This is a genomic window from Ornithinimicrobium sp., assembly GCF_030537745.1.
Taxonomy (GTDB): Bacteria; Actinomycetota; Actinomycetes; order Actinomycetales; family Dermatophilaceae; genus Ornithinicoccus.
This window is the reverse complement of the sequence record NZ_JAUNVI010000033.1, coordinates 20,797-33,570: the sequence shown is the minus strand read 5'-3', so window position 1 is coordinate 33,570 and position 12,774 is coordinate 20,797. Positions and strand designations below refer to the sequence as shown.

Sequence of the window (12,774 nt, the reverse complement as noted above, 5' to 3'; positions counted from 1 at the left end):
GCCTCCGACTCATCAAGTCGCGTGAGCTCATCCCGGTGACGGGACTGAGCCGTCGTCGGCGCCATGCCGCAATGGCCGTGGACGTCTCGGAAAACATTGCGGTCACGATGTTTGTGCGCAGGAGCGTGGGATGCAATGTTGAGGAGTGCCACGTTTTCGCGCGTCACGGCGGTGAATGGGTGTCCCTTGGTGGTTGCGGTGGACCAGTAGCTGACGACGCTTTCGACCACCGGCCTGCAGCGCTGCGGGCGGGACTGAGCGCATCCCTCGGTATGGATGCCCGGATCCTGGCACCGGAGGGGGCTGGCGGCATTCTGGACAGTCGCGCGCAGGGCTGGTGGCAACCCCGCGGTCGGTGGATCAACTACGGGATCGTGAGGGTCAACGCGGACGTTGCTCGCCTCGTCGTCGACGGTCGAGTGATCTCGGTTCCGTGGCATGGCCGATGTGTCGTCGCCTGGCCGGGGCGGCGGGCCCAGGAGCTGGCGATCTTAGGCCAGGACGGCAGAGGGCTGGGGCAGGTCGTGCTGCGGCCCTCGCCATAGCGCAACCATGCGGACATCCCGCTCGTGCCGACATGCACCTCAGGGGTCGTCGAACCCGCTTCGCTTGTGGAACGTTCTTGGGACGTCCTCGGACGGGCATGTCCGCAGGGCTGGCGGTCGCGTGGGGAACGTGCCAGGTTGTCGTACGAGAAGGATGCCGTTCGTGAGAGTACAAGACGCCGTTCAAGCCCCCACTGTCACTGAGGAGATCACCATGGCGCACTACCTGTTGGCCGTGCACGGCCCCGCCGAGATGGACGAGTTCGGCACCTACGGCTCCGAGGAGAAGATGGAGGAGGCGTATGCCGCGACCGACGCCTTCAACGAGCAGCTTCGCGCGGACGGCTATTGGGTCTTTGCTGGTGGGCTGCAACCGGCAGCGACGGCGACCGTGGTCGACGGCCAAAGCGGGACGCCGGTGTTGACCGCTGGTTCTTACCTGGACACCAAGGAAGTCATCGGCGGGTTCTGGGTTATCGACGTCCCCGATCTCGATGTGGCGCTCGAGATCGCGGCCAAGGGGTCAAAGGCGTGCGGGGGCAAGGTCGAAGTCCGCCCGTTCGCCGGGCTCGCTTGAGCCGGCTCGGCCGATGACTGAGCTCGCGGGGTCGGCGGCTCGTAGAGTGCGGAAGTGATATCAGGAGACCGTCCCACACCTCCACTGGATGACATCCTGGGCGTTGGCGGGTTCCCGTGGCATGAGTGAGCCTGGGATCGAGGACGAGGTGGCGCGCCGTCGCGCCTTCCGTGACGTCATCGAGCCAGAAATTGCGGTGATGTTGCGGGTGGCGCGCAGCCTCACGGCCAACAGCGCCGACGCCGAGGATCTCGTGCAGGAGTCGCTGATTCGGGCCTTCCGCGCGGTCGATCGATTCGACGGCCGCCATCCGCGGGCCTGGTTGCTGACCATCGTCCGCAACACCAACGCCAACATGCACCGACGACAGCGGCCGAAGGTCGTGGACGACTGGGATCTCGTCCACGCATCCCGGCCTGCCTTTGGCGCCCGAGAGTCACCCGCTGCGGAGGACATCTACGTCTCCGAAGAGCTCGACGAAGCATTGCGTGCTGCCGTCGCCAACCTCGATCCCAGGTTCCGGGCGACGCTGGTCCTCGTCGACGTGCACGACCTCTCCTATGCAGAGGCCGCAGCAGTCCTCGACGTTCCCGTAGGGACCGTCATGTCCCGCCTGAGCCGGGCGCGCAATCGCGTCCGGGTCGCTCTCGGACCCAACTTCACCACTGGAGGAGAGACGTCATGAGTGGAGCTGTCCGTCAAATGCTGACGTGCTATTGGTCAGCCAAGCGCATCCAGCGCTATCTCGATGTCGACCCGTCCGCGCCACTGACGCCGGGTGAGGTCACCCGTCTGGAGGAGCACCTCGCCACGTGCGAAAGGTGCGGCGAGCTGATGCGTCAGCACCGCTTCCTCCACACTGCCCTCTCCCTGTGGTCGGCTGGCAGTCCGGTGGACCCCGCGTCGGTGGACCGGATGCGCACCGTGCTCGACGACCTCATCGAAAAGAAGCGCTCATGAGCGCCGAGTCGTGGGACCTGCTGGTGCTAGGTGGTGGTTCGGCCGGAATCGTTGCGGCAAAAACGGCTGCGCGGCTTGGTGCCCGCGTGGTTCTGGTGGAACAGCACCGCACCGGCGGCGACTGTCTGTGGACTGGCTGCGTGCCGTCCAAGGCGCTCATCGCCGCGGCTGAGGCCGCTGCGTCCGCCCGACAATCTGGTCGGTTCGGAGTCATCGTCCAAGAAGTGAAGGTCGACTTCACCACAGTCATGGAGCACGTGCACACTGCGATCGGCCGGATCGCCCCGATCGACTCCCACGAGGCATTGGAGGAGGCCGGTGTGCGGGTGCGGTCGGGTCACGCCAACTTTGTGGAGGATGGGGCGGTGGACGTCGATGGCGAACGCATCGCGTTCCGTCAGGCCATCGTGGCCACGGGTGCCTCCCCGGCGCTCCCGCCGATCCCTGGCCTCTCGGACCTCGATGCCCTCACCAGCGACACAGTATGGGACCTCATCGAGGCGCCCCGACGACTCGCCGTCCTCGGGGGCGGCAGCATCGGCTGCGAGTTGGGGCAGGCGTTCTCGCGCCTCGGCTCAGCTGTCACCATCGTGGAGGGTGAAGATAGGATCCTCCCCCGCGAAGACACTGACGCAGCCGCGGCAGTGCGCCTCGTCCTCGAAACCGAGGGCGTCCGGCTGCGAGTCGGCCAGGACGTCACAGCCGTGGAGCCGGCCGAGCCGGGTGGGCGCAGTGGGCGGTTGCGCCTCGGGGACGGCATCGCCGTGGAATTCGACCAGCTCCTCGTCGCAGTGGGGCGAACCCCCACCACCAGCGAGCTCGGGTTCGATCGAGTCGGCGTCCAGGTCAGCCCGCGTGGCTTCGTCGTGGTCGACAAGCACCTGCGCACGACGAACCCGCGTATCTGGGCCGCCGGCGATCTCACCGGCCACCCTCAGTTCACTCACATGGCGGGCAACCACGGCAGTCTGGCGGCGAGCAACGCTGTCCTGGGCCTCCGCCGTGCGGTGGACCTCACCGCGGTGCCTCGAGTGACCTACACCAGACCAGAAGTCGCTGCCGTCGGCGTGGACACCGACCGCGAGCGCGATGGCGTCAGGATCATCACCCAGGCCCACGCCCACGTCGACCGCGCCGTGGCGGAGCAAGAGACCGGAGGCTTCACCAAGCTCGCGGTCGACCGCAGGGGGCGCATCCTTGGAGCCACCATCGTCGGACCGCGAGCCGGAGAAAGCCTCGGCGAGGTGGTCCTGGCCGTCCAGCGCGGCCTGAGCACTCGCGACCTCTCGGGTGTCATCCACGCCTACCCGACGTGGAACGACGGCCTCTGGAACGCCGCGCTGGCTGATGTCCGCGAGCAGCTCGACCGACCAAGCACCCAGCGCGTCCTGGGCACCCTGGCCAAGGGTCGGCGTTGGTGGCTGGAGCGCCGTGCCGGCTGAGCAACGTCTCCTACTCGTGGGATGCGGACACAGCCACCTCCATCTCGTCAAGAACGTCGGCCGCCTGGTGGAAGCCGGGTATGACGTCACGCTGGTGGGACCTGCCGACTTCGACTACAGCGGCGCCGCCTCCGGGATCGCCATCGGGGTTCGACCCCGCGCTGAAGGCCACATCGACGTCGCCGCGCTCACCCACGAACGGCTGACCCACGTCCACGATCGCGTGGCGGCCATCGACCTGGCCGCGCGAACCGTGCGCACGGACAGTGGCGCCACGCTCGGCTGGGATGTCGTCTCCTTCAACATCGGCAGCGTCGCCCGTGTCCCGCACGGCATCCCGATCGACGAAACCGTCGTGCCGGTGAAACCGCTGAGCAGCCTCATCACACTTCATGACCGGCTGGACCGCGTGCCTATCGGTCGCGGCCACCGGGTCACCGTGATCGGCGCAGGACCAAGCGGCGTCGAGCTGGCCGGACACCTGGCAGTCCATCCCCACGTGGACGCGGTCACACTGCTGGACGAGGGTCCCGTCTTGGCAGGGCTGCCCGACCGGGCCGTGCGTCGCGTGACCACACTGCTCACGGAACGAGGCGTCGCCCTCCGTTGCGCACGCCTGCGAGCGGTGGGTCCTGACGCCGTGATTCTGAGCGACGGCGCCCGGATCAGCCACGACCTCGCCGTTCTGGCCACCGGCCTGGCACCTCCGCTCCTGGCCAGCACCGGTGAACTCGGGGGGCACGACGGCATCCCAGTACGCGCGACCCTTCAGCACCGTGACCACGATGATGTCTACGCCACCGGTGACTGCGCCGACTTCCTGCCAGGGTCGCTTGCGCGGATCGGAGTCCACGGGGTGCGCCAGGCTCCCGTCCTGCTCACCGCGCTTGAAGCCCGTCGCCGGGGAGGGACTGCCCCCACCTATCGACCGCCGGCGCAGGTCCTCTCGATCCTGGATCTGGGTGGCGGGACCGCGCTCGCGGTCCGCGGCCGATGGTGGTGGCTGGGTCGCACGAGCCTGTGGCTGAAGCGACGCATCGACCGCAAGTGGATCGACACCTACCGGGCCTGACCCGGCTCGGACTCGAGCTGCGGGCCACCCCTTCTGGGTGCCAGCAGCCGACGCCCGGCCACGGTGCCGATCAGGGCGAGTGCCAGTAGGCCACCGACCCCGAGCACTATGCCGCGAGGGTCTGCCCCCGACGCCCCGACCGAGGCATACGCCAGAGCGCCCGGCACGATCCCCACGGCGGTGCCGATCACATAGTCACGGGCCCGAATGCCGAGCAGCCCAGCGGCATAATTGAGCGGAGTGTAGGGGAACAGCGGCACGAGCCGAACTGCGATCACCGCCACCAGGCCGTGGTCGGAGAGCACCACGTCCGCCTGGTGCAGGCGGCCGCGCAGCAGGCGATCAACCGCAGACCTACCCAGCCGGCGGCCGATCGCGAAGCCGCCCATGGCGCCCAACAGGGCCCCGGCCCAGGCCAGCAGGGTGCCCCACCACACACCGAAGAGCGCGCCAGCAAAGATCGTGAGCACCGAGGCAGGAGTAGGAGCCAGCACCAGCACTGCGTAGCCGAGGACGAACACGACCACCCCGGCCCATCCCGCGGACCGCACGAGGTCCTGCAGTTGCTCAGGGCCATTCCATCCACTGAGGTGCAGCGCGGTCGCGGCGCCGGCGAATCCCAGGACGAGGGCTCCCAGTTGCAGCAACGAGCCCATCGACGGCGCGCCAGCGGTCGGAACGCCGTCGACTTGGTCCTGCTCGCTGTCAGTCGTCACAGGCAGGTAACCCGTCGAGCGCGGCGAGGCCTTCCCCGCTGGACTGACGCAACGGCCACTGGTCAGTCCACCGGTCTGCGCAACGTGCGGTAGCCGGTCACTATGCGATGTCCGGCACTGAGTGCGACCACCACCGCCCACCCGGCTGCGATCACGGATGCGTGCTGGGGGATCACCAACCACAGGGAGTGCACAGCGATCGTTTCAGCCCCCTCGGCCAGCCCTCCCAGGAAGCTGAATGAGCGACCGTCGTCCATGCGGTGACCGGTGCCCTCTGCGATGGACGAGAACGCGAGGAACGCCGCGCCGTTGATGTAGTAGGCGAACACCACGCAAGCGAAAGGCAACCAGCCGCCCAAACTGGCGGGGCTCTGGAGCGATCCGATGCCCACCCCAATGACAGTGGCCCCATAGACAACGAAGTCTGCGGTGATGTCCAAGAAGCCCCCGGCCGGGTTGTGTCGTCCACCAGCGGCGGCCCGGAGTCGGGAGAGCGGACCGTCGAGCCCGTCCATCAGTCGTGACAGCAACCAGGTAGCCAGCGCTATCCACCACCACTGGGCGGCGGCGAGCACAGCACTCGCCAGGCCCAGGACCAGGCCAGCGAGCGTCAGGCGGTCCGGCGTGATCCAGACGCGGTCAAGCTGGCGGGCGGCCGTGTCCAGAGGGCCAGCCAGCGCCTGTCGCAACCGTGTGTCGAACATCAGTCCTCGTCTTTGTCCTGATCGCTCCCCGCGGTCGGTGCACTGGCAGAGAGCACTCTCTGGCCGACCAACCCTCCGACGACCACCAGGGCGACGAGCGCGGCGAGCGCAATAAAGATGCCCCAGGGGTCGGTGCCCGAGGCACCCAGCGCGGCGTACGCCAAACTTCCGGGCACCATTCCGAGGGCGGACCCAACCATGAAGTCGCGCAACCGAACCCCGGTGAGCCCCCCGGCATAGTTGATGGCAGTGAAGGGCAGTATCGGCACCAGCCGCGCGACGATGACGGCTCCCACGCCATGATCGGCGAGGAGTCGGTCGGCCCGGTCGAGCCGCCCCCGGATCAGCCTGTCGACCGCGTCGCGACCCAACAGCCTGCCGAGCCCGAAGGCCATGACTGCTCCGACCAGCGCCGCGAACCACGAGAGCAGGGCACCGAGCCAGAGCCCGTAGAGCATTCCCCCGAGAGCGGTCAAGACCGCCTTCGGCGCGGGCAGCAAAGACAGCAGCACGTAGCCGAGGACGAAGATCAGCACGCCGGCCGTGCCGGACTCCTCCACCCGTCGTTGCAGCGACGACACGTCTGGCCAGCCCCATACGCGATCCACGAGGAACAACCCTGCAAACAATCCGACCAGCAGCGCCACTCGGACCCACACCCCGCGGACCCGCTGTCTATCCCTCACCTGACGGGAAGTCTTGGGGACCCTCATCGTGTTCCCGCAGTGACGATGGCGCTGCCCGGCGCCGCTCCCGCACCTGCCGACGACGCGTCATACCGACCCGAGGAGACTTCACTCACCATGACCCCTCGATCCATCGCCATCACCGCGGCACTGGCAGCGACCCTGATCACGGCTGGCTGTGCTGCTCCGGATCCGGGGACGTCGTTCGACTCCGCGGACCGGCCGTGGAGCACGATCCTCGCAGATGCCCACGGGCAGAGCGTCGACCTGTGGATGTGGGGCGGTGACGACCGAGGCAACGCTTATGTCGATGACGTGCTCGCGCCCGCTGCCGCGGACCTGGGTGTGACCCTACGCCGGGTGCCGGTCGCAGACACGACGGACGCCATGCGCCGAGTGCTCGCTGAGCGCGCTGCGGGGACCGACGACGGCTCGGTCGACCTGGTCTGGGTCAACGGCGACAACTTCGCCACCGGTCGCGAGGCCGACGCCTGGCTCTGCGGCTGGTCGAACGACCTGCCGCACATGGCCGCGGTCGCTGACGACGACCCGCTGGTGACTGAGGACTTCGGCGTCGCCGTGGAAGGCTGCGAGGCGCCATGGCACAAGGCGCAGTTCACCTTCGTCTACGACCAGGCGCGCGTCGCAGAGCCACCCACCTCAGTGGAAGGGCTGCTCGACTGGGCTCAGGAGCACCCGGGTCGCTTCACCTACCCCGCGCCTCCGGACTTCACCGGGTCGGTCTTCATCCGCCAAGCGTTATACGGGCTCGCCGGCGGGGTCGACGAGGTGCCCACGACGTACGACGAGGACACCTTGAACACCCTGGCCCCCACCCTGTGGGAGCGGCTGGACGAGGTCTCCCCCACACTGTGGCGAAAGGGCCGCACGTATCCCCGTGACAGCGTGGCACTAGACACACTGTTCGCCGACGGTCAGGTCGACTTCACCATGACTTATGGCCCAGCCACTCTGACCGAGTTGGTGGAAAACGGCACCTTCCCCGCGACCACCAAGGTCCTGACGCTGGAGGAAGGCACCATCGGCAACGCCAGCTTTCTGGCGATCCCCGCCTCATCGCCGGACCAGGCGGGAGCAATGGTGGTCGCAAACCTTGCTCTCTCACCTACTCAACAGGCAGCCAAGGCCAACCCTGCCGTATGGGGACAGTTCACCGTCTTAGACACCAACCTCCTTGGGTCCGCCGATGCTGCGCTCTTCGAGGCCCTGCCCGGCTCGCCGGTCGTCCCCGCCTACGATGTGCTCTCCGAGAACGCTCAGCCCGAACTGTCCTCGGAATGGGTGACCCCGCTCGACGAAGGATGGCGACGCGAGGTGTTGGGCCGAGGATGAACGCACAGTCCGGACGCGCTGCAACCGCCCCGGGAATGGTGGCCATTACTCTGGTCGCCGGGACCGGAATGGCGGCAGTGGTCGCCACCTCGCTGGGCCTGATGCCGCTCTACGGTGAGCCGCAGCCCAGCCTCGAGGGATGGCGCACGGCCGCGCCCGACCTGCTGCTCGGCGTGCGTGAGTCACTGCTGATCGCGCTCCCAGCGACGCTACTGGCTGCGGTTGTCGGCCTGCTACTCGCGGGCCTGCTGCTCGGCGGCGGTCCGACCGCATCGTGGGTGCGGCTGGGCTGTCTAGCGGTGCTCGCCGTCCCGCACCTGGTCGGCGCCACCTCGATGGGCCAGCTCCTCGGCGACGGCGGCCTGGCAGCCAGGGTGGCGGCTCCGGGCCTCAACTCCTGGCCGCCGCTGGTCGCCGGCCCGTGGCCGATCGCGACCGTCTTGGAGCTGGCTTGGAAGGAGTCTGCCTTCGTGGCGCTCGTGGTGTTTGCGTCCCTGGCGCCTGGTCATCGCCAGCGCATGGAGGTCGCGGCCGGCCTGGGTGCGTCTCCCCTTCAGCGTTTGACCCGCGTTGGCCTCCCGGCAGCGCTTCCTGCCATCGGCGCCTCCTCCCTGGTGACCCTGGTTTACGCGATTGGGTCGTATGAGGTCGCCTGGCTCCTCGGCCGCACCGCCCCGGAGCCGCTGCCGGTCCTGGCATTCCGACTCTTTGGCTCCATCGAGCTCACCGACCGCCCGGCCGCAGCGGCAGCGGCAGTGACCGGCGCCGTTCTCGCGATCGGGATAGCGGGGCCGATTCTGGCGGCCCTACCCCACCTGCGGTCAGTGCTCTCCCTGCCGACGAGGACGACCAGGTGACGCGGGCCGCTCGGACAGCACTCGTTGCCGTTGCCCTGCTATGGCTGGCCGTCCCTCTCCTGCCCCTCGTGGCCTGGGCTGCCGCGGACCGTTGGTCTTTCCCTGACATCCTCCCGCAGGAATGGGGTCTGCGCGGCTGGCGAGAAGCATCGCGCGCTGGACTGACCGGCGCCATGCTGACGTCCCTGCTGCTCGGTGCCGCGGTAGCCACCGCCGCAACACCCCTGGGAGTCATGGCCGGGCGAGCGCTCGGCTGGCGCCTCCTGGTCCGGCCTCGCTTGGTCGTGGGCGTGCTCCTCCTTCCCCTGGCGCTGCCCCCTTTTGCAATCTCCATGGGTCTTGACGTCGTCTTGATCCGGTTAGGCATCCCCGCGCTCCTCGCGGTCTTCTTGCTGCTGGTGGTGATGGCCACGCCCTACACCGCATACACGTGCGCGGTCGGTTTCGCCCGCACCTCACCGGCTCTGGGTGAGCAGGCCCGAGCGCTGGGCGCGACACCCGGCCAGGCCCGCCGACGGGTGATCCTGCCCGCTGTGCGCAGCAGCATCCTCGTGGCCGCGATGCTGGCCTTCCTGGTGGGTTGGAGCGACTACGTCGTCACCCTCCTCGTCGGCGGCGGAACGATCGTCACCGCTCCTCTCCTGCTCGGGTCGGCCGCGTCCGGGTCGGGCAACGAGGCGCAGGTCGCGGCTCTCGCCCTCGCGACATTAGTGCCGCCCGTCCTGCTGATCACCGCGGCGGGCTGGCTGCAGAGCACGCGCACCGACCGTCCCCTTCCGGCCGCGCCGCATCCCTCTGTCGAAGAGAGGACCGCCACATGAGTCGCCTCGACGTCAGCAACGTGTTTCACCGCTACCCGGGCTCCCCCGCACCCACCCTTCGCGATGTCTCGGTCAGTGTCGAAGAAGAGCAGATGGTCTCAGTCATCGGGCCTTCAGGATCGGGCAAGACCACGCTCTTGAGGGTCGCGGCAGGTCTGGAACCAACCCTCTCTGGCGCGGTGAGTTTCGGTGGCGTCGACGTTGCCGACCTGCCCACGGAGCGACGCGACGTCACCGTGATGTTCCAGCAACCGTTGCTCTTCGATCACCTCGATGTCGCGGGCAACATCGGTTTCGCTCCCCGACTGGGTGGGGCGAGCCGGCAGGAGTCGCGCCGTTGTGCCCGGCAGTACCTCCGACTCGTCCACCTCGAAGGTTTCGACCGTCGCTCCGTCGCCTCGCTCTCGGGCGGACAGCAGCAGCGCATCGCCCTGGCAAGGGCGCTCGCCGCCGAACGATCGGTCCTGCTCCTCGACGAGCCGTTCAGCTCTCTAGACCGGGGGCTGCGGTCCTCGATGCACGACCTTTTGGCAGAGGTGCGCGCTGCGCTGGCCCCGACGATCCTGATGGTCACCCATGACATCGATGAGGCGGCCTTGGCTGACTCGACGGTCATCCTGATCGACGGCGTTGTCCACCAGCAGGGACCAATGCCGCTGCTGTATCGTCGGCCCGCAACCGTCGGGGTGGCGCGCCTGCTCGGCGGCTTCACTGAAGTGAGTGGCAGGGTCCGCGACGGGATCCACCACTCACCTTGGGGCTCGATCCCCCTGCCCAGCGGGTGTGACGTCTCCAACGACTCTGTCCTGCTGCTCCGTCGAGAAGATCTGCAGCTGATGGGTCCGGACTCGATTGCCGGTGTCGCCTGCCGCGCAGCCCGCGTCGTTCGGCTGCGGCCCGCCGGCACCCGCCAGATCGTCTCGCTCCTCACCGATGACCACACGGAAGTTGAAGTCGAGGTCAAGATGAGCGTCGACCTGCCCATTGGCTCACGGCGGATGGTGCAGGTCCCCCCGCACGCCGCCCGCTGGGCAGTCTCGCTACCACCTCCCCAGGAAGAGACGCTGAAGGCCAGGAGAGAGGCGCAGGTGCCAGCGGCCTCATACCGTGGTCAGCAAGTATCGGCCCTGAGCGCGAACTGGCCATCCCTTGACTCGTCGGGCACAGACACCCAATGACCGAGGTGGAGGCTGGCGGCAGGTGCTTGCCTAGTTTGAAGTGTGCAACTCTCCCGAAGACCAAATGGAGGTACCCGTGAAAGACGCTGGAGAGACCGACGAATTCGATGTCATCGTCATCGGTGGTGGAGCCGTTGGTGAGAACGCGGCTCAGTACGCGATAGCCGGGGGTGACTTGTCGGCGGTGATCATCGAGCACGAACTCCTCGGCGGGGAATGCTCCTACTGGGCATGCATGCCCAGCAAGGTTCTTCTCACACCGAGTGACGTGCTGACTCACGCCGAGCACGTGCCAGGGGTCGCTTCGCGCCTGACTGGTGACCGCGTCGACGTCGAGGCCACCCTGGCTCGACGGGATAAGTTCACCCACGGACTCGACGACTCCAGCCAGGTCGACTGGGCCGTGAAGGAGGGCATCGCGATCATTCGAGGGCACGGTCGGCTCTCGGGCGCACGCGAAGTCACGGTGGGGGGCCGGACGATCCGTGCACGCCGAGCCGTCGTGCTCGCGACAGGATCGACCGCGAGCATCGCACCGATCGATGGTCTCGACGCCGCCCTGCCCTGGACCTCGCGGGACGCGACGAATGTCCATGAGGTCCCGCAGCGTCTGGCGATCATCGGCGGCGGCGTCGTTGCCTGTGAGGCAGCGACGTGGTTTGCGTCGTTCGGCACACAGGTCACGCTCTTGGTCCGAGACGACCGTCTCCTGCGGAACGTGTCTGAGTTCGCGGCGACCGCGGTCCTTGATGGTCTGCGTTCGGCCGGGGTCACGGTGGAGTTGAACACGTCCCCAGCGTCGATCACCCGGGTAGCGCCGAAGGACACTGGATACGGCCGGATCCACGGCGGCCCGGTCAGCATCAGCAGCTCGCGCGACGGGGAGGCTGGCCACGTCCTGGAGGTCGACGAAGTCCTCGCCGCGACCGGGCGAGCTCCCGGCACCGAAGACCTCGGACTCGACACAGTAGGGCTGAGCGATCTCTCCTCATCTCACGGCTTCATCCCGGTCGATGACTCCATGCGTGTCGTCGGCGTCGAGGGTGACTGGCTCTTCGCCGTCGGTGATGTCAACGGGCGCGCGTTGCTCACTCATCAGGGTAAGTACCAAGCACGTGTCTGCGGCGACGTGATCGCGGCCACCGCGCGCGGAGAGGCCCTCGAGGGCCCGCGCTACGTCGCCGCGTCTGATCACGACGCGGTGCCTCAAGTCATCTTCACTCAACCCGAGGTCGCCTCGGTCGGACGGTCCGAGAGCGCACTGCGCGAGGCCGGATTCGACATACGCCGCATCGAACTGCCGATGGCGGTGGCTGGCACAGCCGTGCAGCGAGACGACGACCCGGGAACTGCCGAGCTGCTCCTCGACAAGGACACCGGCGTGGTCCTCGCCGCGACCTTCGCCGGACCCAGCGCGAGCACTCAACTTTATGCCGCCACGATCGCCGTGTCGGCCGGGCTGACCGTCGAACAGCTCTGGCAAGCAGTCCCGGCCTACCCCACACCGAGCGAGGTCTGGTTGCGGCTGTGCGAGGCAGCGCGCTGAGTCACGCCCTGGATATCAGGGGGCGACAGCGCCTAGCAATGAGTTTGTGCAGTTCAATGGGTGCGCACATGGTCAGAAGGAGAGCTGGCGAAGGGACTCGAACCCTCAACCCCCTGTTTACAAGACATCCAGGCTAAACGCTCTGACCTGCACATATAGCACGCAACAGGGTGCTCGCAGCGATTTCGTGCAGCATACGTGCATTAGCGGTGTCGGTTCGTGCCAGTTCCTGCGCCCTCAGCCAGCTCAGTCACCACCCCGCGAGAGGAGGTGCCGGTGGCGGCCGAGGCTCTTGCCAAAGGGACGGCTCAGCTCCA

Annotated in this window: 14 protein-coding genes; 11 read left to right on the top strand and 3 right to left on the bottom strand. The window is 67.8% G+C overall.

Annotated features, from left to right (window positions below; genetic code table 11):
- From Q4P07_RS08690 to Q4P07_RS08665, 6 genes are all read left to right on the top strand, one after another.
- Window positions 1-545, top strand: a 545-nt coding sequence (locus Q4P07_RS08690; protein WP_303374517.1) for a hypothetical protein, incomplete at its 5' end; no start/stop codon positions are given.
- A gap of 163 nt (window positions 546-708) precedes the next feature.
- The gene (locus Q4P07_RS08685) at window positions 709-1,122 is read left to right on the top strand and encodes a YciI family protein (RefSeq protein WP_303374516.1); all 414 of its coding nucleotides are present in this window, start codon (window positions 709-711) and stop codon (window positions 1,120-1,122) included.
- A gap of 121 nt (window positions 1,123-1,243) precedes the next feature.
- Window positions 1,244-1,807 carry an RNA polymerase sigma factor gene (locus Q4P07_RS08680; protein WP_303374515.1) on the top strand — a complete coding sequence of 188 codons (564 nt, stop codon included), beginning with the start codon at window positions 1,244-1,246 and terminating at the stop codon, window positions 1,805-1,807.
- Window positions 1,804-2,082 (top strand): zf-HC2 domain-containing protein, encoded by a 279-nt coding sequence (locus tag Q4P07_RS08675; protein ID WP_303374514.1) that lies wholly within the window; start codon window positions 1,804-1,806, stop codon window positions 2,080-2,082. Before Q4P07_RS08680 ends, Q4P07_RS08675 begins: the two co-directional genes overlap by 4 nt.
- Window positions 2,079-3,524: an NAD(P)/FAD-dependent oxidoreductase gene (locus tag Q4P07_RS08670; protein ID WP_303374513.1), complete on the top strand. Its 1,446-nt coding sequence runs from the start codon at window positions 2,079-2,081 to the stop codon at window positions 3,522-3,524. The genes Q4P07_RS08675 and Q4P07_RS08670 overlap by 4 nt, the downstream gene beginning before the upstream one ends.
- Complete coding sequence (locus Q4P07_RS08665; RefSeq protein ID WP_303374512.1) at window positions 3,514-4,596, top strand: NAD(P)/FAD-dependent oxidoreductase; 1,083 nt, start codon at window positions 3,514-3,516, stop codon at window positions 4,594-4,596. Before Q4P07_RS08670 ends, Q4P07_RS08665 begins: the two co-directional genes overlap by 11 nt.
- Here the strand turns inward: Q4P07_RS08665 and Q4P07_RS08660 are convergent.
- The 3 genes from Q4P07_RS08660 to Q4P07_RS08650 form a co-directional block, all read right to left on the bottom strand.
- The gene (locus Q4P07_RS08660; RefSeq protein ID WP_303374511.1) at window positions 4,584-5,312 is read right to left on the bottom strand and encodes a TVP38/TMEM64 family protein; all 729 of its coding nucleotides are present in this window, start codon (window positions 5,310-5,312) and stop codon (window positions 4,584-4,586) included. The two genes, Q4P07_RS08665 and Q4P07_RS08660, sit on opposite strands and share 13 nt — an antisense overlap.
- A 62-nt stretch (window positions 5,313-5,374) precedes the next feature.
- Window positions 5,375-6,016, bottom strand: a complete 642-nt coding sequence (locus Q4P07_RS08655) for a CDP-alcohol phosphatidyltransferase family protein (protein WP_303374510.1) — start codon at window positions 6,014-6,016, stop codon at window positions 5,375-5,377.
- Complete coding sequence (locus Q4P07_RS08650; RefSeq protein WP_303374509.1) at window positions 6,016-6,702, bottom strand: TVP38/TMEM64 family protein; 687 nt, start codon at window positions 6,700-6,702, stop codon at window positions 6,016-6,018. The genes Q4P07_RS08655 and Q4P07_RS08650 overlap by 1 nt, the downstream gene beginning before the upstream one ends.
- A 117-nt stretch (window positions 6,703-6,819) precedes the next feature.
- Here Q4P07_RS08650 and Q4P07_RS08645 point away from each other — a divergent pair, with 117 nt between their 5' ends.
- The 5 genes from Q4P07_RS08645 (at window position 6,820) to Q4P07_RS08625 (ending at window position 12,457) form a co-directional block, all read left to right on the top strand.
- Window positions 6,820-8,055, top strand: a complete 1,236-nt coding sequence (locus tag Q4P07_RS08645; RefSeq protein ID WP_303374508.1) for an ABC transporter substrate-binding protein — start codon at window positions 6,820-6,822, stop codon at window positions 8,053-8,055.
- Window positions 8,052-8,912, top strand: a complete 861-nt coding sequence (locus Q4P07_RS08640; protein WP_303374507.1) for an ABC transporter — start codon at window positions 8,052-8,054, stop codon at window positions 8,910-8,912. The genes Q4P07_RS08645 and Q4P07_RS08640 overlap by 4 nt, the downstream gene beginning before the upstream one ends.
- Entirely contained in the window at window positions 8,909-9,733 is an 825-nt protein-coding gene (locus Q4P07_RS08635; protein ID WP_303374506.1) for an ABC transporter permease, read from the top strand. Before Q4P07_RS08640 ends, Q4P07_RS08635 begins: the two co-directional genes overlap by 4 nt.
- The gene (locus Q4P07_RS08630) at window positions 9,730-10,911 is read left to right on the top strand and encodes an ABC transporter ATP-binding protein (protein ID WP_303374505.1); all 1,182 of its coding nucleotides are present in this window, start codon (window positions 9,730-9,732) and stop codon (window positions 10,909-10,911) included. Before Q4P07_RS08635 ends, Q4P07_RS08630 begins: the two co-directional genes overlap by 4 nt.
- 76 nt (window positions 10,912-10,987) lie before the next feature.
- Window positions 10,988-12,457: an NAD(P)/FAD-dependent oxidoreductase gene (locus Q4P07_RS08625; protein ID WP_303374504.1), complete on the top strand. Its 1,470-nt coding sequence runs from the start codon at window positions 10,988-10,990 to the stop codon at window positions 12,455-12,457.
- Window positions 12,458-12,774: the final 317 nt, after the last annotated feature.

Bases quoted from the DNA above. Each gene is read 5' to 3' on its own strand.
- Q4P07_RS08680 (WP_303374515.1), top strand. From the start codon at position 1,244: ATGAGTGAGCCTGGGATCGAGGACGAGGTGGCGCGCCGTCGCGCCTTC.
- Q4P07_RS08675 (WP_303374514.1), top strand. From the start codon at position 1,804: ATGAGTGGAGCTGTCCGTCAAATGCTGACGTGCTATTGGTCAGCCAAG.
- Q4P07_RS08670 (WP_303374513.1), top strand. From the start codon at position 2,079: ATGAGCGCCGAGTCGTGGGACCTGCTGGTGCTAGGTGGTGGTTCGGCC.
- Q4P07_RS08655 (WP_303374510.1), bottom strand. From the start codon at position 6,016: ATGTTCGACACACGGTTGCGACAGGCGCTGGCTGGCCCTCTGGACACG.
- Q4P07_RS08645 (WP_303374508.1), top strand. From the start codon at position 6,820: ATGACCCCTCGATCCATCGCCATCACCGCGGCACTGGCAGCGACCCTG.
- Q4P07_RS08640 (WP_303374507.1), top strand. From the start codon at position 8,052: ATGAACGCACAGTCCGGACGCGCTGCAACCGCCCCGGGAATGGTGGCC.
- Q4P07_RS08630 (WP_303374505.1), top strand. From the start codon at position 9,730: ATGAGTCGCCTCGACGTCAGCAACGTGTTTCACCGCTACCCGGGCTCC.